16 protein-coding genes are annotated in these 21,211 nt (G+C 61.0%); 4 read left to right on the top strand and 12 right to left on the bottom strand.

Annotated elements, in window-relative coordinates:
- Positions 1-55: 55 nt before the first annotated feature.
- The 3 genes from H7688_RS20765 to H7688_RS20755 form a co-directional block, all read right to left on the bottom strand.
- Positions 56-805, bottom strand: a complete 750-nt coding sequence (locus tag H7688_RS20765) for a thiamine pyrophosphate-dependent enzyme (protein WP_183363189.1) — start codon at positions 803-805, stop codon at positions 56-58.
- A gap of 28 nt (positions 806-833) precedes the next feature.
- Entirely contained in the window at positions 834-1,892 is a 1,059-nt protein-coding gene (locus tag H7688_RS20760) for a 3-methyl-2-oxobutanoate dehydrogenase subunit VorB (protein WP_183363188.1), read from the bottom strand.
- 128 nt (positions 1,893-2,020) lie between these two features.
- On the bottom strand, positions 2,021-2,224 hold the full coding sequence (locus H7688_RS20755; RefSeq protein ID WP_183363187.1) for a ferredoxin family protein: 204 nt from the start codon (positions 2,222-2,224) through the stop codon (positions 2,021-2,023).
- Positions 2,225-2,417: 193 nt separating this feature from the next.
- On the opposite strand from H7688_RS20755, the gene H7688_RS20750 reads away from it, so the two are divergent.
- Positions 2,418-2,924 (top strand): Ros/MucR family transcriptional regulator, encoded by a 507-nt coding sequence (locus H7688_RS20750; RefSeq protein ID WP_183363186.1) that lies wholly within the window; start codon positions 2,418-2,420, stop codon positions 2,922-2,924.
- Between the two features lie 120 nt (positions 2,925-3,044).
- On the opposite strand, the gene H7688_RS20745 is transcribed toward H7688_RS20750, so the two are convergent.
- Together H7688_RS20745 and H7688_RS20740 are read right to left on the bottom strand one after the other, a co-directional pair.
- Positions 3,045-3,827, bottom strand: coding sequence for a pseudouridine synthase (locus H7688_RS20745; protein ID WP_183363185.1), 783 nt, complete (start codon positions 3,825-3,827; stop codon positions 3,045-3,047).
- 128 nt (positions 3,828-3,955) lie between these two features.
- Entirely contained in the window at positions 3,956-4,285 is a 330-nt protein-coding gene (locus tag H7688_RS20740; protein ID WP_183363184.1) for a cupin domain-containing protein, read from the bottom strand.
- Positions 4,286-4,491: 206 nt separating this feature from the next.
- On the opposite strand from H7688_RS20740, the gene H7688_RS20735 reads away from it, so the two are divergent.
- Positions 4,492-5,748, top strand: coding sequence for a DUF445 domain-containing protein (locus H7688_RS20735; RefSeq protein ID WP_183363183.1), 1,257 nt, complete (start codon positions 4,492-4,494; stop codon positions 5,746-5,748).
- 438 nt (positions 5,749-6,186) lie between these two features.
- Entirely contained in the window at positions 6,187-7,533 is a 1,347-nt protein-coding gene (gdhA, locus tag H7688_RS20730) for an NADP-specific glutamate dehydrogenase (RefSeq protein ID WP_183363182.1), read from the top strand.
- Between the two features lie 93 nt (positions 7,534-7,626).
- Here gdhA and H7688_RS20725 read toward each other — a convergent pair whose 3' ends face one another.
- The 6 genes from H7688_RS20725 to H7688_RS20700 form a co-directional block, all read right to left on the bottom strand.
- Positions 7,627-8,229, bottom strand: coding sequence for an outer membrane protein (locus H7688_RS20725; RefSeq protein ID WP_183363181.1), 603 nt, complete (start codon positions 8,227-8,229; stop codon positions 7,627-7,629).
- Positions 8,230-8,486: 257 nt separating this feature from the next.
- Entirely contained in the window at positions 8,487-9,446 is a 960-nt protein-coding gene (locus H7688_RS20720) for an acetyl-CoA carboxylase carboxyltransferase subunit alpha (protein WP_183363180.1), read from the bottom strand.
- 178 nt (positions 9,447-9,624) lie between these two features.
- Positions 9,625-13,095 carry a DNA polymerase III subunit alpha gene (gene dnaE, locus H7688_RS20715; RefSeq protein ID WP_183363179.1) on the bottom strand — a complete coding sequence of 1,157 codons (3,471 nt, stop codon included), beginning with the start codon at positions 13,093-13,095 and terminating at the stop codon, positions 9,625-9,627.
- A gap of 198 nt (positions 13,096-13,293) precedes the next feature.
- Complete coding sequence (gene hisS, locus H7688_RS20710; protein ID WP_183363178.1) at positions 13,294-14,541, bottom strand: histidine--tRNA ligase; 1,248 nt, start codon at positions 14,539-14,541, stop codon at positions 13,294-13,296.
- A gap of 467 nt (positions 14,542-15,008) precedes the next feature.
- Positions 15,009-16,391, bottom strand: coding sequence for a GGDEF domain-containing response regulator (locus H7688_RS20705; RefSeq protein WP_183363177.1), 1,383 nt, complete (start codon positions 16,389-16,391; stop codon positions 15,009-15,011).
- Between the two features lie 70 nt (positions 16,392-16,461).
- Positions 16,462-18,798, bottom strand: a complete 2,337-nt coding sequence (locus tag H7688_RS20700; RefSeq protein ID WP_281379522.1) for a DNA internalization-related competence protein ComEC/Rec2 — start codon at positions 18,796-18,798, stop codon at positions 16,462-16,464.
- A gap of 352 nt (positions 18,799-19,150) precedes the next feature.
- Here H7688_RS20700 and H7688_RS20695 point away from each other — a divergent pair, with 352 nt between their 5' ends.
- A complete protein-coding gene (locus H7688_RS20695; protein WP_183363176.1) occupies positions 19,151-19,609 on the top strand; it encodes a hypothetical protein in 459 nt (152 codons plus the stop codon).
- Positions 19,610-20,132: 523 nt separating this feature from the next.
- Here H7688_RS20695 and H7688_RS20690 read toward each other — a convergent pair.
- Positions 20,133-21,026 (bottom strand): radical SAM protein, encoded by an 894-nt coding sequence (locus tag H7688_RS20690; RefSeq protein WP_183363175.1) that lies wholly within the window; start codon positions 21,024-21,026, stop codon positions 20,133-20,135.
- Between the last annotated feature and the right edge of the window lie 185 nt (positions 21,027-21,211).

Raw genomic sequence — 21,211 nt, 5'->3', positions numbered from 1 at the left:
CGTGGGGCGGTCGCCCGGGTGCTGCCGGCTCCCTCACCCCTGGACTCAAGGCGGCCTAGTCCTGGGCTATCGGGTCGTCCTTGAAAACGCCGAGCGGGAAGTAGGGGATCATCTCCTCGCCTATCCTCTCGTTGGCGGCCAGAGGGGCCATGCCCCAGTTGGTCGGGCAGGAGGAAAGCACCTCGACGAACGAGAACCCCTTGCCCTCGGCCTGGAACTGGAAGGCACGCTTGATCACCTTTTTGGCCTGCAGCACGTTTTTGGGAGAGTTCACCGCCACTCGCGCCGAGTAGGCGACACCGCCCAGTTGCGCCAGCACCTCGGCCATCTTGATCGGCGCACCGTCCTTCGCCTTGTTGCGGCCGTAGGGCGAGGTGGAGGTCTTCTGCCCGACCAGGGTGGTCGGGGCCATCTGGCCGCCGGTCATGCCGTAGGTGGTGTTGTTCACGAAGATGACGGTGATGTCCTCACCGCGGTTTGCGGCGTGGATGATTTCGGCAGTGCCGATGGCGGCCAGGTCGCCGTCGCCCTGGTAGGTGAAGACGAAGCTGTCCGGCCGGGCGCGCTTCACCCCGGTGGCGACGGCGGGAGCTCGCCCGTGGGGCGCCTCGACGACATCGATATCGAAATAGCCATAGAGAAAGACGGAGCAGCCGACCGAGGCGACGCCGATGGTCTTCTGCTGCACCCCGAACTGATCCAACGCCTCCGCCACCAGGCGGTGCACGGTGCCGTGCTGGCAGCCGGGGCAGAAGTGGGTCTGCACGTCCTTGAGACTTTCCGGTCTCGTAAATACCTGTTGCATAGTGGTAACCCCTCTCTGGGTCGAAAGCCTAGGCGTAGTGTTTCCTGATCTGGTCCAAGAGCTCCTCGGGCGACGGCAGGGAACCGGCTCCCGGCGGCCTGCCGTAGAAGGAGACCTCGACACCGGAACCGACCGCGAGGCGGACGTCCTCAACCATCTGTCCGGTGTTCAGCTCGATGTCGAGAATTCGCCCGGCACGCTGGCCGGCGGCCTTGAGCGCCTCTTCCGGGAAGGGGCAGAGCGTAATGGGGCGGAACAGGCCGACCTTGAGCCCCTCCTCGCGGGCCATGGCGACCGCGGTGTGGGCAATGCGGGCCACCGAGCCGTAGGCGGTGACCAGGAGGGTCGCATCGGCGGTCTCGAACTCCTCGCTCAGGCACTCCTTTTCCATCATCTGCCGATACTTGGCGTGCAGCCTCCAGTTGTGGGCCTCCAGCTCGCCGTCACCCAGGAAGAGCGACTTCACGATGCGCTGCTCGCCGCCACTCTTGCCGCGCACCGCCCACTCCTTGGCCGGAAGTTCGCGGACCGGACGGGGATTGGGGACCAGGGCCTCTTTCATCTGGCCGATCACCGAGTCCCCCAGCACCATGACCGGGGTGCGGTACTGGTCCGCCAGGTCGAAGGCGTGCATGGTGAGGTCGTACATCTCCTGCACCGAGTTGGGTGCCAGGACGGCGATCCGATAGCCGCCGTGACCGCCCCCCTTCACGGACTGGAAGTAGTCCGACTGGGACGCATCGATCCCCCCCAGGCCCGGACCGGAGCGCGAGATGTTGATGATCACCCCGGGAAGCTCGGCGCCGGCCATGTAGGAGATCCCTTCCTGCTTGAGGGAGATGCCTGGGCTCGACGAGGAGGTCATGGCGCGCACGCCACAGGCCGAGGCGCCCAGCAGCATGTTGATGGCCGCGACCTCGCTCTCTGCCTGAATGAATTCGCCATCCAGCTTGGGGAGTTCGCGGGACAGGTACTCGGGGATGTCGCTTTGCGGCGTGATCGGATAGCCGAAGTAGTAGCGGCAACCGGCCTCGATGGCACCCATGGCGGCGGCTTCGTTGCCTTTCACGAAAAGGCGCTTGGACACGTGCTCCTCCCAAAAATGACTGCCCGTTTCCCTGCGGAAGCGGGCTGTGCTCTATAAAGGTACGCTCAGCAAATGTGGAGTTGGCTCACGACGGTCAGGCGGGTCTTGCACAGCACCCGAGGCGGGTACTATCTGAAGACTTTGATGGCGACATCAGGACAGATCTCGGCGCACAGAGCGCACCCCGTGCAAAGCTCCTGATTGACAGCCTCGGCAGGAGTGTACCCTTGAATGTTGGCCTTATCACACAGCTTTATCAGCTGCTTTGGGCAGGCCACGGTGCAGATTCCGCACCCCTTGCATCTGATTTCGTCTATCTCTATGCGTCCCATATTTCGATCAACCCTCTTGTCGGTGTACCCCTCACACGCTGGAAAATGAGCCATGAAAATTAGCAGATATGAGTCTGGGCCGTCAACTTTTTTCGTTTACAGAAAACTTTATTGCTTGATTTTGCAGGGGCATGTAGTTTAATAGTGGCAATTAGATTATACACCTTAAAAAATTCAAATGGAGGACAAGGATATGGCATCATCGCTTCTGGAACTGACCGCCAACATCGTCTCGTCACACGCCTCGGTGTCCGAGATGTCCGGGGAGGATCTGCTTCTGGAGCTGCAGAAAGTCCACATCGCTCTGCAGAAGCTGGAAGGGGAAATCGGGGAAGGGGTAGAGCGCCCGGAGGCCAAGTCCCCGGCCATGTCGGTGAAAAAGGCCTTTCAGCCGGAACAGGTCTGCTGCATGATCTGCGGCAAGTGCGGCATGAAGACCCTGGCGCGCCACCTGGCCCAGGTGCACGGCATGAAGCCGGGGGAGTACCGCAAGCAGTTCGGCATCCCCAGCAGCCAGGCTCTTACCGCGAAGAACTTCTCCGAGGCGCGGCGCCGCATGGCTCAGGAGAAAGGGCTCGCGGATAACCTGGCCAAGGCACGGGCGGTTCGGGCCGCCAAGCTTGCCGCCAAGGGAGGCGGCGAGAAGAAGGCACCCAAAACACCGAGAATTCCCAAAGCAAAGCGGGCCGCCAATGCCTAGCGAGCGCGCATCGAACTATCGACAGCGAAGCCGCCTGAGCAGCAGGCGGCTTTTCCAGTGTTGGAACTTTTTCCCGCTGCTCCCCTTCGCACCCTTGGGACCACAGCAGACCATCAAGGCTCAACGTCGCGGCGCGGGCCTTCTGGCGACCACCCCGGTCTTGCGGGGAGCCCGACCGGTAGCCGCCCCTGTCTTCCTCTTCAGACGCACCACCTCTTCAGGGCTCAGGAAGCGGAACTCCCCCGGCTTCAATTCGCCAATCTCCAGGAAGTCGTAGCGCGAGCGCTTCAGGCGCACCACACTCAGCCCCACCGCCTCGCACATGCGGCGTACCTGGCGGTAGCGCCCCTCGTGGATGGTGATGGAGATCCAGGAGTTGTTCTCGCTCTCGCTCACGGGAAGCACCTTGGCGGGCGCCGTCATGCCGTCCTCCAGCATTACCCCTTTGGCCAGTTTGTCCATCTGGCTTTCCGAGACCATGCCGCTTACCCGGACCAGGTACCCCTTGTCGACCTCGTGGCTTGGGTGCATGAGCAGGTTCGCGAGCGCGCCGTCGTTGGTGAGCAGCAAGAGCCCCTCGGTATTGTAGTCCAGGCGGCCGATGGGATAGACCCGCTCCTTGACCCCCTTCAAAAGATCCGTGACGATGGGACGCCCCTCCGGATCTTTCATCGTGGTCATGTAGCCGACCGGCTTGTAGAGCAGGATGTAGACCCGCTTTTCGCTGATGACGAGTTCCTTGCCATCAACGGTTATGCTGTCCTGGTCCGGATCCGCCTTGGTGCCCAGTTCGGTCACCACCACGCCGTTAACCGCCACCCTCCCCTGCTGAATGATGGTCTCCGACTCACGGCGCGAGGCCACTCCCGCCTGTGAAAGTATCTTCTGCAAACGCTCCTGCATGTATGCTCAATCTCCTCGACCGGGATACTCCCCTGATCCAAACTTTCTGATAGTACTTCCACTCATAACACAGCAGATACAGCCATCGCAATGAATAAGGAAGAAGTTCTGAGGTGCGAGTTCCAGCATCAACCCTGCGGCAGGTAGTCCTCGCGTACCGGGGCGAAGACCTCGATAGCCACGGCGTCCTCGACGATCTGCGCGCCGTGCTGTATGCTGCCGGGGATGCACCAACTGTCACCAGCCTCGACGCGATAGGTCTCGGCACCGATGGTCAGCAGGATGGTACCGGAAACCAGGTAGCCGGTCTGTTCCTGATCATGCGAGTGCATCGGCAAGAGGTGTCCCGCTGCGAGCTTGAACTCGGTGAGCAGGGTGTTCGCGCCGTGCACCAGGGTCTTCATCGCCACCCCGGCAACGGCTGTGCGATAGCCGTCGTGGTCCTTCTTGTAGAACATGATCTCCTCCTCAAGGGCTGATCTCAAGAGCCTGAGAGACTACCACAACGGCAACCCCGATCCCAAGACAAAACCGGCTCGGTTCTCAGGAAGTAATGGCACAGCGGTATTGCTATCAGCCTGACAACCTGTTAAAAAGAGGAGTTCCCGTGCAATGGCCGGTCGACCACCAAACGGGATGATTGATCTGACAGTAAGGAGTGGAGATGGAAGCAAGAAAAGCAGCACTGAAGAGGAACAAAACGATTGCCGGCGGGTTGCTGGTAGCCGCCACCATTCTTTTCGTCATCGCGCGCAGCCAGCACGGTAGCGGCGCCTGGGCCTGGGTGGCTGCCTTTGCCGAGGCTGCCATGGTCGGCGCACTGGCCGACTGGTTCGCCGTAGTCGCCCTGTTCCGGCACCCGCTCGGTGTTCCTATCCCGCATACGGCGATCGTCGCCAACAAGAAAGAGACCATCGCCGAAAACCTGGCGAAGTTCATCCAGGACAAGTTCCTGGCGACGGACGTGGTGGTGGCGAAACTCAAGGCCTGGAACCCGGCCGCACACCTTTGCAGCTACCTCATCGAGCGGCACAACGCCGACAGCCTGGCCCGCGGCCTGTCCCGGGTCATCTCGGAGTCGCTCGATTTTGTCGAGGACGAGCGGGTCCAGAAGGTCCTGAGGGAAGCGCTTACCAGCCGGATCGAAAAGTTCGACCTCGCCAGTTCGACCGCTGTCATCGTCGACTCGCTCAGAAAAGAACACCGGCACCAGGTCGTGCTGGACGAGCTCATGCACCGCTTCGCCGCCTATATCTCGACACCCGAGTCGCAGGAGAAACTGGCGGCCGCCATCGACACCTGGGCCGGCGCCGAATACCCGATGCTCAGCATGTTCATTCCTGCCGGCTTCTCCAAGGGGGCGGGTGAGAAGATCGTCAAGCGCTTGAACGAGTTCGTGCAGGCAGTAGACGCCGATCCCACCCACGAACTCAGGCGCGAGTTCGACAAGGCGGTGGACGAATTCACCGTAAAGCTCAAGTACGATCCGTTGTTCCGCTCCAAGGTGGAGGCGCTGAAGCTGGAGACCGCAGGCAACGCGCCCTTGGGCGAGTACGTGAAAAGCCTTCTCGCAGACCTGAAAAACTGGCTGGTTGAGGACCTGGACCGCCCGCATTCCCAGGTGCAGAAGAAGCTCTCCGATGCGGCGGTTGCCCTGGGAAAGACCCTTTCGGCCAACCGGGAGTTGGGGGAATCGATCAACGAGCACCTCGAAACCATCGTGAGAAACTACGCGGACACCGTGCGCGGCGGCATCGCGAAACACATCTCCGGCACGGTGAAGGATTGGAAGGACGAGGACTTCATCAGCGAGATCGAGCTGAGCATCGGCACCGACCTGCAGTTCATCAGGATGAACGGCACCCTGGTGGGCGGCGCGATCGGTCTTTTGTTGCACGCCGTGGCGCTCGCGCTCGGATAACCTGGTCGCGCCCCTCAGGGGGCAGAGATCGCACCACTCTCCGGACCGCCCCACCTGACCTGCCAAAGCCTCTGGACCGCCTCCAGGGGCTTTCTCTTTGCGTCACTTTTCCCCATGTCCTACCAAACTATGCCTTCTTCGTCCGGACCGTACTCCCCACGGGATTACCAGGCAATTCCCACCAAGGCAGGTAACTGAGTAACTTTCAGAATTAGAATATGTATACGACCTACTCTATTGGCACCAGTACGGTTCCTGCCAGGCCCAGCGGCGTCGCCCCAAACTGCCCACAAATAGGGCACATGCAAACATTTTGTGCAGTATTGCCTCCTTTTTAGTCAATATGGTGCGGTTCGTGCACAAATTTTGGGCTCATGGCGAGCTACTGCCAATTCATTAGGCAGGCGCCACTACAATTTTTGTTCAAAGGAGAGCAAAATGTCGCAGATGGATGAGAAGATCGAGGGAATCTACCAGGAGGTTTTCAGGCGCAACCCGGGTGAGACGGAGTTCCACCAGGCGGTGCAGGAGGTTCTCGAGTGCCTCGGCCCGGTGCTTGTGAAGCACCCGGAATTCGCCGACCGCAAGATTATTCAGAGGATTTGCGAACCGGAGCGCCAGATCATCTTCCGGGTGCCCTGGCAGGACGACAAGGGCGAGGTGCACATCAACCGTGGCTTCCGCGTGGAGTTCAACAGTTCGCTGGGCCCCTACAAGGGAGGGCTGCGCTTCCACCCCTCGGTGTACCTGGGCATCATCAAGTTCCTGGGCTTCGAGCAGATCTTCAAGAACTCCCTTACCGGGATGCCGATCGGCGGCGGCAAGGGTGGCTCCGACTTCGACCCGAAGGGTAAATCGGACGATGAGGTGATGCGCTTTTGCCAGAGCTTCATGACCGAACTGCACCGCCACCTGGGTGAGCACACCGACGTTCCCGCCGGCGACATCGGCGTGGGCGGGCGCGAGATCGGCTACATGTTCGGCCAGTACAAACGCATCACCAACCGTTACGAGCCGGGGGTGCTGACCGGCAAGGGTCTCACCTGGGGCGGCTCCCTGGTGCGTACCGAGGCAACCGGCTACGGAGCGACCTACTTCGTCAACGAGATGCTCAAGGCACGCAAGGACAGCTTCGATGGCAAGATCTGCCTGGTCTCGGGTTCCGGCAACGTCGCCATCTACACCATCGAGAAGATCCACCAGTTGGGCGGCAAGTGCGTGGCCTGCTCCGACTCGAACGGCGTGATCTACGACGAGAAGGGATTGGATCTCGACCTGATCAAGCAACTAAAAGAGGTCGAACGCCGGCGCATCCAAGACTACGCCACCACCCACAAGCACGCGCGCTACATCCCCAACGGCAACATCTGGGAAATCCCCTGCCAGGTGGCCATGCCCTCCGCCACCCAGAACGAGATCAACGGCAAAGATGCCAAGACACTCGTGAAAAACGGCTGCATCGCGGTAGGCGAAGGCGCCAACATGCCGACTACTCCCGAGGGCATCAAGGTGTTCCAGACCGCCAACATCGCCTACGGTCCCGGCAAGGCAGCCAACGCCGGCGGTGTTGCCACCTCGGCCCTGGAAATGCAGCAGAATGCGGGCCGCGACTCCTGGGACTTCGAGTACACCGAGAAGAAGCTGGAGCAGATCATGATCAATATCCACCGGAACTGCTTCGAAACCGCCGAGGAGTACGGTTCTCCCGGCAACTACGTGCTCGGCGCAAACATCTGCGGGTTCATTAAGGTCGCCAACGCGATGGTCGCCCACGGCCTGATCTAGCGCGGCATACCAACTGAGGTAAAAACAAAGGCGCTTGCGGTCTCATCGGGTGATGGACAGCAAGCGCCTTTTTGTTGCCAGATTTCGTGTGTTCTAGAAGTTGTAGCGCATCCCGAAGAGGATGTTGCTGCTGTTGTAGGAGAAGCTCGTGCCGCTTTCGGAGAAGTCCGAAGCCGCTCCCTGGAAGCGATAGGAGAGATCCAGGGTTATGTTGCGATTCACCTTGTAGCCAGCGCCAAGCATGAACTGGTAACCGAAAACGGTATCGTCGCCTTTGCTGCCCTGCACGTCCAATTCGCCGTGCAGGATGCCAAGGCCGGCACCGACGAACGGGGTTACCGGAGTTCCCGACAGTTTGAAGTCATAGTACCCGTTAAACATGTAGCTCAAGACGGTGATGTCGGTGCCAGATACGCTACCCGAGAGTGCGCCCACCGTTGCCCTGCTCACGTCGGCATTCTTGTAGCCGAATTCGGCTTCCAAACGCCCGGGCTCGAAGTTATAGCCACCCGCAATGTTGAAGGCAAACCCGGGGTCGTACTCGAACGTAGCATTGCCGGAAGGGTCGTGGATGTCGGTGTCGTGGACGATGCTCACCCCCAGCGAGCCCCCGAGGTACGGACCGGGAGCGGCAGCACTGGCCGAACTGGCAAATGCCGCGACCATCAAGACTACTAGCAGGATTCTCAGTTTCATAGTCCCTCTCCTTTCTTCACTTCGTTGTGGTTGTTTGGATTACACAGGACACATTATCACATGCAAACAAACTAAGGATTAGCATTTCTAAAAAGTGGTGTCAAGGGAGGGTTGAATGAATTTAAGTATTTCACATTTTTAGTCACACTGCGATTAGTGCAACCCAATGTTCCAGCGACAGGTACAGTGTTCCGAATATAAGAAAGGCCGAAGGTTCTCACCTTCGGCCTTTCCTGATTCAGTGTAGGGATCGGATCTTACTCCGTGAAGCGCGACATTTTCCTGAACTTCTGGTAGCGCAGCTCGATGAGCTGTTCCGGAGTGACTTCCTTAAGTTCCTTCAGGTTCCTGGAGAGCGCCTCGTGCAGGTTCTCGGCCATCTCGGCGTGGTCGCGGTGGGCGCCGCCGGCCGGCTCCTTGACGATCTCGTCGATCACCTCGAGTTCCTTGATGTCGGTCGCCACGAGCTTCAGCGCCTCGGCGGCCTGGGCCCCCTTGGTGCCGTCGGACCAGAGGATTGCGGCGCACCCTTCCGGGGAGATCACGGCGTAGATGGAGTGCTGCAGCATGAGGATACGATCGCCGACGGCAATGGCGAGCGCGCCGCCGGAGCCCCCCTCGCCGGTCACCACCACGATGATGGGCACGGTGAGGCGGGACATCTCGCGCAGGTTGCGCGCGATCGCCTCGGCCTGGCCGCGTTCCTCGGCGCCGATGCCCGGGAAGGCGCCCGGGGTATCCACGAAGGTGATGATGGGGAGCTTGAAGCGCTCGGCCATCTGCATCAGGCGCAGTGCCTTCCTATACCCTTCGGGGTTGGGCATGCCGAAGTTGCGGAACACCTTCTCCTTGGTGTCGCGCCCCTTCTGGTGGCCGATCACCATGACCGGCTCGCCGTCCAGGCGGGCCAGGCCGCCTACGATGGCGTGGTCGTCGCCGAAGTTGCGGTCGCCGTGCAGCTCCACGAATTCGGTGAAGATCAGGTTCAGGTAGTCCAGGGTGAAGGGACGGTTGATATGGCGCGCCACCTGGGCGGTCTGCCAGCGGCTCAGATTGTTGAACATCTCCTCGCGCATCTGCTCGGCTTTCTGTTCCAACTTTGCCACCTCCTGGGTCAGATCGACCCCCTCGGATGCAAAGGAGGAGAGCTCCTGAATCTTCTTCTCCAGCTCTGCCAGAGGTTTCTCGAAATCCATGTAGGTCGGGGTGACTGCCATATATTGGTATCTCCTGTTCACAAAATAAAATGACTGCGGGTGCGGCCCACCGCAAAGACGCAAAGGGCGCAAAGAAAATCAGGTGTGCGCGACAACGGCATAACCACCTGAAAGTCTACCCGTTTTAGGTTATCTCTGCGTGCTTTGCGTCTTTGCGGCCGATGGTGCAGTACTGCGGCTATTCGAATGAAACGGCATTATAGCCCAAGAGGTTGCTGACTTCCACTGTTAATTCTTCGGTGGCCGATACTTTGTATACGTCCGAAAGCCTGATGGTGACGCGGGATTTGTTCTCCATGTTCAGGTGCAGGAAGGTGCGGCAGGCTCCCTGGTAGCGCGCGAAGATGTTTTTGAGAGCGCCGAGTTTGCTCGAGTCAGTCTCCTGGGCATCGATGGTGACGTTCACCCGGCGGGTGTGCTGCTCGATCATGTCACGCAACAAGACGATGTCGCTCGCCATAACCTTGGCACCCTTCTCGCCCAGTTCCACGGTGCCGGTCACCAGCAGGGGATCGTCGTTCTTCAGGTGCTGCGAGCAGCGCGCATAGACGTCCGAGAAGATCACCACCTCGACGTTCCCCACCAGGTCCTCCAGGGCGATGAACCCCATGCGGTCGCCCTTCTTGGTCATGATCTCCTTGAGGCTCGTCGACACCCCGCAGAGTTTCACCTCGCTCTTCTCCTTGGCCTCCAGGATGGTGAAGGTATCCACGTTGGAGAAGCGCTTCATGTCGGCGACCCAGCGGTCCAGCGGGTGCCCGGTGACGAAGAAGCCGAGCGCCTCCTTCTCGCACCCCAGGCGGTACTTCTCGTCCCACTCCGGGATCTCGGGGAGCCGGTTGCCGCCACCGTTCGAACCGCGCACGATGTCGGCGGCGCCGAAGAGCGAGACCTGGGCGCTCTCGCGCTCCTCGCGCACCTTCTGCCCCAGGGCCGCCGCCTCGTCGAGGACCGCCATGAGCTGGGAGCGCTTGGCGCCGGTGCAGTCGAAGGCGCCGCACTTGATGAGCGCCTCGATGACGCGCTTGTTGACGCGCCGCAAGTCCACCCGCTCGCAGAAATCGAAGATGTCCTTGAAGGGCTCGTTGCCACGCCCCTCGATGATCGCCTCGATGGCCCCCTCGCCCACGTTCTTCACGGCACCGAGACCAAAGCGCATCGCCTTGTCCAGGACGCGGAAGGAGCGGTTCGACTCGTTGATGTCCGGCGGGAGCACCTCGATCCCCATCTCGCGGCAATCGCTGATGCTCTTGATGACCTTGTCGGTGTTCCCCATGTCCTCGGTGAGGAGCGCCGCCATGAACTCGACCGGGTAGTGGGCCTTCAGGAACGCGGTCTGGTAGGCGACCAGGGCGTAGGCCGCGGAGTGCGACTTGTTGAAGCCGTACTCGGCGAACTTGGCCATCAGGTCGAAGATCGCCGCAGCCTTGGTGAGGTCGAGCCCGAGCTCTTTGGCGCCGACGAGGAACTTGTCGCGCTCCTTGGCCATCTGCTCGGCATCTTTCTTACCCATGGCGCGGCGCAGGAGGTCCGCGCCACCCAGCGAGTAGCCCGCCAGGCTTCGGGCGATCTGCATGACCTGTTCCTGGTAGACGATGACGCCGTAGGTGTCCTTGAGGATCGGCTCGAGCTGGGGGAGCTCGTAGACGACGTCGCGGCGGCCGTGCTTGCACTCGATGAATGCGTCCACCATGCCGGAGCCCAAGGGGCCCGGACGGTAGAGGGCGCAGACTGCGATGATGTCCTCGAAGCAGGAGGGCTTCAGCTTGACCAGGAGCTCCTTCATGCCGCTCGACTCGAGCTGGAAGACGCCGGTGGTGTTGCCGGCCTGCAGAAGCTTATAGGACTCGGCGTCGTCGTCGCGCAGGAGCGTGATGTCGAAGTTGGGGTCCTTGCCGGCGCGGATGTGCTTCACCGCGTTGTCGATGACCGTCAGGTTCTTAAGCCCCAGGAAGTCGAACTTGACGAGGCCGATCTTCTCGACGTACTTCATGGAGTACTGCGTGGTCAAAGATCCCGACTTCTGATCCATGTAGACCGGGCAGAACTCCTCCATCTGCTTGGGAGCGACCACGAGGCCGGCGGCGTGGGTGGAGGCGTGGCGGGCGAGACCTTCGAGCCTCAGGGCGACCGAGAGGACTTCCTTTACCCGGGCGTCCTGGGCTGCCAGTTCGTTCAGCTTCGGTTCCTGCTGCAGCGCCTTCTCGAGCGTGATGCCGAGCACCTCGGGGACCAGCTTGGCGATCCTATCCACGTCGCCGAAGGGAAGATCGAGCGCGCGCCCCACGTCGCGGATGACGCCCCTGGCCGCCATGGTACCGAAGGTGATGATCTGGCAGACCTTCTCGCGGCCGTACTTCTCCACCATGTACTGGATCACCTCTTCGCGGCGGTCCTGGCAGAAGTCGACGTCGATATCAGGCATCGAGATACGTTCGGGGTTGAGGAATCGCTCGAACAGCAGGTTGTAGGGCATCGGATCGATATCGGTGATCCGGATGCAGAAGGCGACGAGACTCCCCGCCGCCGAGCCCCTGCCGGGGCCTACCGGGATGCCGTGGTCTTTTGCCCAGTTGATGAAGTCCGCAACGATGAGGAAGTAGCCCGGGAACCCCATCTGCTTGATGCAGGCGAGCTCGATCTCCAGGCGGTCCCAGTAGGCCTTTTCCCCCTCGGCGGTGATATCGGGATACTTGACGCGGATCTTCTCAAGCCTGAGCTTGAGGCCGTCGCGCGCCTCCTGGGCCAGCTGGTCGTCAAGCGTCTGCCCTTCGGGTGCAGTGTAGGCCGGAAAGTGATAGGTCTTGAAGTCGAACTCGAGATGGCAGCGCTCGGCGATCTTGACCGTGTTGGCCAGGGCCTCGGGCGCGTAGTGGAAGGCGGCCGCCATCTCCTCCGGCGTCTTCACGTAGAACTCGTCCGCGGTGAAGTGCATGCGGGACGGGTCGTTCATGGTCTTGCCGGTCTGGATGCAGAGCAGGATCTCGTGGGCGCGGGCGTCTTCCTTGTTCAGGTAGTGGCAGTCGTTGGTGGCGACCAGCGGCAGGTTCAGCTCGCTCGCGATCTCCATGAGCCGGCGGTTGGCCACGGCCTGCTCGGGGAGGGTATTTTCCTGCAGTTCGATGTAGTAGCGATCCGGGAAGAGCTCCGAGTACCACTTGGCGACCGCGCGGGCCTCCTCCATCTTGTTGCGGCCGGCCAGGTAGGCGACCTCCCCCTGCAGGCAGGCCGAGAGCACGATGAGCCCTTCACTGTGGGCGGCGAGGATCTCCTTGTCGATCCGGGGGCGGCGGTAGAACCCTTCCTTGAAGGCAGCCGAGGTGAGGTAGGAGAGGTTTTTAAACCCCGTCATGTTCTCGCACAGGAGGATGAGGTGGTAGCTCGAGGCCTCGCCGGCGGCGGGGGCCTGTTTCAGGTGCCGGGACTGCGGGGCGATGTACACCTCGGCGCCGAGGATCGGTTTGATCCCCTTGTCCTTGCACTTGAGGAAGAACTCGAGCGTGCCGAACATGTTGCCGTGGTCCGTCATGGCCACGGCGTGCATGCCGGTAGATTTCACCTTGCCGAGCAGGTCGCCGATGCGGATCGCGCCGTCCAGAAGCGAGTACTGCGAATGCAGATGCAGATGTACGAAATTACCTGGTTCCACTAAGTCCCTCTAAACAAAAAACAAAGGCAAAAAAGGCAAATCTACGTCAAAGGCTTTGCACGCGGATTATACGGATTTGAAAGGCGCTGAAAAAACAGATCCACCTTTTTACTCGCACTTCGCTTGCCTTGCAGGTTGAACTTTTTCGGCTTATCCGCGGGAGTCCGTAACAGTTTCCGCGGAATCCGCGTCTCTGGGTTAGCCTTTAAGGACCTTTACGATGGCGTCGGCGTTGAGAGCCACCTCGCTCTGGGTGCCGCCGTCCATGTCCTTGAGCGGGGCCGTGCCGCGGGCCAGCTCGTCGCCGCCGATGATGAGGGTGTAGCGCGACTTGAACTTGTCGGCGCGCCGCATTTGGCTCTTCAGGCTCTTCCCTTCGTAGTCGATCTCCACGGCGGCACCTTGGCGCTGCAGGGCACTCATCAGGCGGAACGCCTCGGCATGGGCCTCGTCACCCAAGGCCGCGATGAAGAGGTCGGGACGCCGGCTGAAATCCTTCTCGGCGAGCAAGAGAGCCACGCGCTCGACGCCGATGGCAAACCCGATGCCGGGAAGTGCCGGTCCGCCCAGGTCGCTGATCAGTCCGTCGTAACGCCCGCCGGCGGCGACGGCGCTCTGGGAGCCCAGAAGGCCGGTCACCAGCTCGAAGGTGGTGCGGGTGTAGTAGTCCAGCCCGCGCACCATGCGCTCGTTGATCTGGTACTTGGTCCCCACCAGTTCGAGGTACTTCTTGGTGGCCTCGAAGTGCTCGGCGCACTCGGGGCAGAGGTACTCGAGCATGGCCGGAGCGCCCTTGGTCGCCTCCTGGCACCCCGGTGATTTGCAGTCCAGGGCGCGCAGCGGGTTGGTCTCGTAGCGGCGGTTGCAGTCTTCGCACAGAAGCTCGATCTTGCTCAACAGGAAGCTCTTCAACGCCTCACGGTACACCGGGCGGCAGCAGGGGCAGCCCAGCGAGTTGATCTGCAGCGAGGGCTCGTCGAGACCCAACTCGGCAAAGAAGTGGGTCAGCATGGTGAGCACCTGGGCGTCGACCGTGGGGGCGCTCACGCCGGTCACCTCGGCGCCGATCTGGTGGAACTGGCGGTAACGCCCCTTCTGGGGACGCTCGTAGCGGAACATGGGGCCCATGTAGTAGAGCCTGGCCACCGGGTCGAGGGCCTGCATCTTGTGCTCGATGAAGGCGCGCATCACGGCTGCGGTCCCTTCGGGGCGCATAGTGACCTTGTTCTCCCCCTTGTCCACGAAGGAGTACATCTCTTTTTCGACGATATCGGTGGCGTCACCGATGGAACGACAGAAGAGTTCGGTCTTTTCCAGGATGGGGGTGCGGATCTCGGAGAAGCCATAGAGTTCGAACACGCGACGTGCAGTCGCTTCGATGTGCTGCCATTTCTCTACGTCGCCGGGAAGGATGTCGTTAAAGCCTTTGATACCGTTGATAGCCACGAGTCACGCTCTCCTTGCACAATCAGTGTCAGCCTCAAAACGGCTGGAATAGTAGCAGTGTTGCCGATTTTAACTCAGTCACCACCAGGGCCCAGGTAGTGAGGTAGGACCGGTCATAATAGAAATTTTGCAGCCCAAGACCAAGGGCAGAAGAATAGCATTTTCTCCCCGGCACGACCATAAAAAAGTCTTCGCGCAGGGAAGGTTTTGCAGTTAGCTGAGAAGAGCACAAGCTCGGGGGGATGGGGGGCATACTGGTCGCAACTACCCTTGAGAAAAGGTGCAGTTTGTATCGATGGGGCAGTTGGAAATTGAGCAGTTGGCAAGCATCAACGAAGTGGCCGCCTGGGCCAAATCCCCTCTTTCTCCCCTTCGCAAAGGGGAGGACCTGAGAACGGCTGCCGTGCTCCGTGGAGAAGAACGTGTTACCCGAAAATGAGATGAAGCAGATAGCTGGAAGGGATATCCTACTCGGCCGCTGGCGGGGGTGCCGGCAGGCAGTGGAAGGCCTGGTTTTTGCCGGCCGCCTTGCCGCGGTACATAGCCTGGTCGGCCATCTCGAGGAGCTCGCCCTTGGTGCCGGCGTCGGCTGGAGCGCAGGCGTAACCGAGGCTCACGGTGAGCTTGATGGCCAGGCCGTCGGCCCGACCGAAGGTGTGCTGCTCGATGTTGCGCCGGATACGCTCGGCCACGACTTTTGCCCCCTCGACCCCGGTCTCGACCAGGACGATGGTGTACTCGTCGCCACCGTACCGGATCACCGCATCGACGTCGCGCACCCCTTTCCTGAGCAGGGTACCCACCTCGCGCAGCACCCGGCTGCCGATCAGGTGGCCGAAGTTGTCGTTCACCATCTTGAAGAGGTCGATGTCGAGGAAGAGTACCGAGAGGTTGGACCCGTAGCGCTCGCAACGCTTGAGTTCGCGCTCGAGCACCACGTCGAGGTAACGGTAGTTGTACAGACCGGTCAACTCGTCGATGTAGAGAAGATCCTTGGCGAAGTTGTAGCGGGCGGCGTTATCGAGGGCAAGCGAGGCCTGGTCGAGGAGGAAACTGAGGTTCTTGCGGTTGACCGGCCGGGGGATCGGCTGTCCGGGGTCGTTCACCAGCACGATCACCCCTTGGAGCGTCGTTTTGTGCCGAACGTAGAGGCACATCGCCTCGTGCACCCCTTCGCCGTACGCCGCATCTTCGGGGAGGAAGTCCTTCAGGATAACCAGTGCGCCACCGTCATCCATCAGCTCGCACTCGGATATTACCGCCTGACCGAGCAGCGAGGCGTGCTCCGGGTCGATCCCTTTGACTTCGTGAAGCACGAGGTTACCACTGTCGCTGAAATAGCCGAGACCGCGGGTCACCCCCACTTCCTTGGAAAGCGCGTCCATGAGGAGCTGGTAGACGCGGTCGAGCTCCAGGCAGTTGGCGATGGTCTGGCTCACCTGGAACAGGTGCAAGAGCCCCTTGAGCTCCAGGTTTTCGTCCAAAAGTCGCCGCTGGTCCATGCACTGCGCCACGATGTGCCGGAACTCGTCGTGGTTGATCGGTTTCACGAGATAGTCAGTGGCTCCGTTTTTCAGCGCGAAGATGGCCGTCTCGACATTGGCGTGCCCGGTGACCATGATAACGTCGACCGCGGGATCGAGCCGTTTTACTGCGGAAAGGATGTCCAGGCCGCTCACGTCGCGCATCACCAGGTCGGTGACCACCAACTGGTACTCGCGGCTGGAGATCAAATCGAGCGCTTCTTCTCCCGAGGCGGCGACATCAACGCTGTAACCGTCCTGCTGGAGCAGATCCGTAAAAACCTCACGGAAGAAGCTGTCGTCCTCGACTATGAGTATCCTTTCCATGAAGCGGCTCTCCTACAGACACAAATATAGACCAATTCGAGCATAAACTAGCAGATACATCTTCGCAGTGTCAATTAAAATGCCCCCAAGGTGCCCCTATTATAACAGTTCCATCGGTTTGGCAGATAGCCTGTATCGAGCCTTCCAGGTCGGTTCGATACACCCTGGTTCCCCGGTGCTGCAAACGCCAGAGCGTGGAGGGTGCCGGCAGGTGGAAGTTGTTACCGAACCCTGCCGATACCACTGCCGCCTTAGGTGCAACGGCCTTGAGAAACTCCACGCTGGATGAATACTTGCTGCCGTGATGTGGCACCTTCAAAAGCGTCGCGGCGAGTGTCCTGCCGCTATCCAGGAGCCCGGTTTCCGGCTCACCACCCAGGTCACCGGTGAAAAGCACCGAACTCTGCCCATGACGCAACCGGAACACCAGGGAATTGTCGTTCTCGTCCGCGCTTACCGCCACGGTCTGTTCCGGCCAGAGCGGCTCGACCAGAACGCCACCCGCCTTAAAAGGGGCACCGGCCGCGTTCACCGTACGAACCGGAACCGCGCGACTCGCCAGCACCCACTTCAGTTTGCGGTACTCCTGTGCATCGCCTGGAATGCCGCTTTCCCAGAACTCGCCCACCTCTAGATTTGCAGCGGCCCACAGCACCCCCTGCAGGTGGTCCGGGTGCGGGTGCGAAAGTACCAGGTAGTCCAGCCGGTCCACGTTGAGGGCATGGAGGGCCGGCCCCAGGAGACGCTCCCCTACCCTCAGTTCAAGGTCTCCGTAGTCCCCGCCGCCATCCACCAGCATCTGCTTGCCGTCCGGCAGGCGCACCAACGCTGCATCCCCCTGGCCGACACTCAGAAAGATCACCGTGAGCTGTCCATCCGCCGAGCGTGCTGCCGGAATCCCCCGTGCCACCAGAACCATCACCAGCAGCAGCACCACACCCTGCCCCAGCCGGACCGAACGCACCAAGGTGAGTGCCATCAAGGCTGCCACGGATAGGGCCAGGTCGATCCGGTCCGGGCAGTAGCCGTTCCAGACCGGGAGTCGAGCCAGGTGCACGATCAGGTAGTCGGAAAACCTCACCAGCGCTGCAGCAAGCTGCACCAAGGGATGGGCGGCGGCGGGCGCGATGAGGCAGACCGGCAGCGAGGCGAAACCGACCACCACCGCGCCGTACCCCATAAGAGGAACCACGGCCAGATTGGCGAGCAGACCGGTAAAGGAGACCCGGTGGAAATAGAAGGCGACCGGGACCAGGGTTACCAGGATGGCAGCCGCCGAAGCGGCAGCGAGAGGCAGCAACCACCCGCGAACCCCCTTGATCCGGCTGAAGGGGGCGGCAAGTTGCGGGGAGAGCACCACAAGCCCCCAGATGGCCAAGAAGGAGAGCTGAAAGGAAAGGTTGAAGAGGGTTTCCGGAGCAAAACAGAGGATCGCCATGGCAGCCAGGATGATGCAGTTCACCGGATCGAGTTCGCGCTTCAGGTAGAGGGCCAGCAGTACCGCCACGATCATAAGTACGCTGCGCAGGGTTGCCGCCTGGGTGCCCGAGAGAAACAGGTAGAAAACCACTGCCGGCAGGGCCACGAGCAGCAAGGTGCGCCGCAGGTTGCAGAGCCTGCTCAGGGTCTCTATCTGGCGTGCCAGCATAAAGAGGAGCTGGAAGAGGCACAGGAAGATGATGCCGACATGGAACCCCGAGATGGAGAGGATGTGGTTGACGCCGCTCACGGCGTAGGCCGTGTCCAGTTCTGGAGGGACATCGCCGGTGTCGCCGATCAGCAACGCCTTGAGTATCCCGGCCTCCGCTGGAGGAGCATGCTCCATGAGGAACCTTCCCAGTCGGGCCGCCAGGCGGTCGATGTCGTAGCGCCACCCTTCCCCACTTTCAAGCAGCACCAGTTGACCAGGATCCTTCAGGAATCCGGTCAGGAAGATCCCCTGGTAGGCCAAGCGGCGCGGGTAGTCCGATTCGCCGGGGAGCCCCAACAGGCGCGGGCGACGCAGCTTTGAGGAGAACAGGATCCGGTCCCCGGTACCAAGTGGCACCCTCCCCTGCTTGATGTGGACCAGCAGCCTGCCCGGCAACCGATGTTCCTGCCCCTCGCGCAGCAGCAATTCGTCCAGCACCAAGCGGCTGCCGCCGTCCGGAAGCCCCTCGGCACGACGCGCCAGTACCCCCTCCAGGAGGACCTGCCGGTCGCAGTTCCAGGAAGCGATCTCCTCAGGTGGCTTGAGAAACGGCTCCAGGGAGATCTGGCCATAACAGAAGAAGAACGCGGCGAGGGCAGACAGAAAACCCAGAGATGCGGTGCGGCAAGAGGTAATGCAGAGGATCGCCAGCCAGGCGCCGAGGCTCCAGGGCGGCGGAAAGCAGCCGGTGGCGTCGGCAGTAACAAGCCCGGCTATCAGGGCGGCGAGCGGGATGAGCAGCGGCCTTTCCAGGGTCCACCTCCATTAGGTCACCCCAATGTATATCATGTCCTGCAGCACCGGCAGCAGCGTGTGCAGGCCACCCTTTGGCCTGTTCACGAATCAACATCGGGCCAAGCTGCTGTTATTACAGCTAATACCAGCTTCCGAACAGGCATCTGTGCAGGCTTGAAACAGACCGGCATTTAAGCTGCCTGCTAGCGCCCTCAAAATAAAGATCAAATTAAGCCATAATTACGGCTACTTAGCGATGTTAGACGAACAACGACTGAATTGGTACGGCCGTTGAACAGGATAGAGAAAAATCGCGGCAACAAAGGGGGACGTCATGGCATACCGGGATCGCAGCAGTGCCGAGAAATCTGGGGCCTTCGACTATAGCATCATGGAGGTGCGGCTGAAGCGGAAGAATGCAGCGGCAGGAACCAGGGACGACCTGCGCCTGATGACGGTCGACAACCATTGGGACACCCTGCGCTGGGTGCAGGATCACATGGAAGAGTGCGTCGGCAACATCGTGAAGCTGAAGAGAATGCAGGAGCGGGAGACCAAGGGGGTCAACGAGAGTGCCGCCCTGTTCCAGAGAAACCTGGAGCCGTTGGTCTCTTCGCTGGCGGCCAGTCACGGCCAGGGCGTCATGGACAAACTTTCAGCGTCGCTCAAAAAGGCGTTGCTCCTCATGGTGATGGAGCGCTACCAGAGCGACAGGGACAAGGCGTGCCGAGTGCTCGGGATTTCGCGGGAGAAGCTCGATACGGAGCTGCAGCTTTGCGGAGTAGCACGCTAGCGTCCCATTCGGACCGGATGGAGCTCCCCGAGCAGTTCTCCGGTCTATTATCAGAGGCTTAAGAGCTCGGCCCAGCGACGCCCTTGCCAGGACGGTGGCCGTTTCGGTGCAGGCACCGGGACGGGGCGGGTTGGGAGAGAAGCAGGACCGTTGTCCCCCCCTTGGCAACACAGAAAAGCCACTCCGGTTTCGGAGTGGCTTTTCTGTTGTTCGAGAGCTACTTCCCTAAATTTAGGCAAAGCAGCTGGCGTCACGTCCTCCCCTTTGCGAAGGGGGGAACCTGTGTTCGGCGACAAATTCTCGTGAAAAGGATCCCCCCTCCGCCCCTAGCCCCTAGCCCCTAGCCCCTAGCCCTAGCCCTAGCCCTAGCCCTAGCCCTAGCCCTAGTCTCCAGTCTCCAGTCTCCAGTCACAAGTCCCCAGTCCCCAGTCCCCAGTCCCCAGTCCCCAGTCCCCAGTCCCCAGTCCCCAGTCCCTAGTCCCTAGTCCCTAGTCCCTAGTCCCTAGTCCCTAGTCCCCAGTCCCTAATAATACTCCTCCTGATAGTCCGGAACCTCATTGAACCATATCGGCTGCCGTCGGGCTTCGGCCAGGGCCCGCTGCGCGGTCTCGATGAGTCGCTCGCGGTCCTTGGGATAACTCCCCGCCAGATTCAGGAAATTCGAGACGTGGTTGGAGCGCAAGATGGTGCGTTGCGGATTGAGTTCCTGCAGCATCGAAAGCGCCTCCTCCAGGATCCCCCCGTAGCTGAGCGGCTCGATTTCCTTAAAGTAATCGTCGTTGTGGCGCCGGAACATGGTGAGCAGCGAAAAGTACTCGGGCGAGAGTTCATTGATCCACGCGGCGGTAGCCTTGGCGTGCTCGGCACTGCGCGCCCTGCCGGCAAGACCTAGGATTGCGGTCACAGATAGCTTCATCCCGGCCCTTTGGGCCTTTTTACAGAGTGCGAGCATCTCGGCAGGAGCAAACCCCTTGCGCACCAGGGTGAGCGTATCCGGGTCCCCGCTTTCCAGGCCGAAGTAGAGGATGCGCAGCTTCTTCTGCTGCAGCAGGGTGAGTTCCTCCTCGGTCTTGGTGGTGAGGCTGTTGGGCGAGGCGTAGGCACCGACCCGGGTGAGCCGGGGAAACGTGGTAGAGAGCGCATCGAGGAGTTCCACGAGACCGGCCTGCGGATAGACCAGCCCGTCGCCGTCGGCGATGAAGACCCGCTGCACGTGGGGACGCACCGATTCGGGCACCGAGTGGATTTCGGCGAGCATCTCGGAGACCGGGCGGATGCGGAAGGTTTTCATCTTGTACATGCCGCAGAAACGGCAGGTGTTCTGCGAGCAGCCAATAGTGGCCTGGAATATGAGGCTGTTGGCTTCGGAGGGGGGGCGAAAGAGCGGCTCTTCGTAGCGGATGCGGTTGAAAATCATGGGGATCTCCTGGGTGCGCCAGCTGCACTTTCTCGGACCGATGGCCGGTCAGCGGGGAACGCCTAAGGGCTAACGGCAAACGAGCCCGAAGCCCCCTCACCCCGACCCTCTCCCGGAGGGCGAGGGGGAACTGCCGCAACGAAAAAAAGGGGGCGCCACAGGCGCCCCCCTCTTGTTTAATGCCT

The sequence above is a fragment of the Geomonas limicola genome (genome assembly GCF_014193675.1).
In the GTDB taxonomy this organism is placed as follows: domain Bacteria; phylum Desulfobacterota; class Desulfuromonadia; order Geobacterales; family Geobacteraceae; genus Geomonas; species Geomonas limicola.
This window is presented reverse-complemented; position numbering and strand designations above follow the sequence as displayed.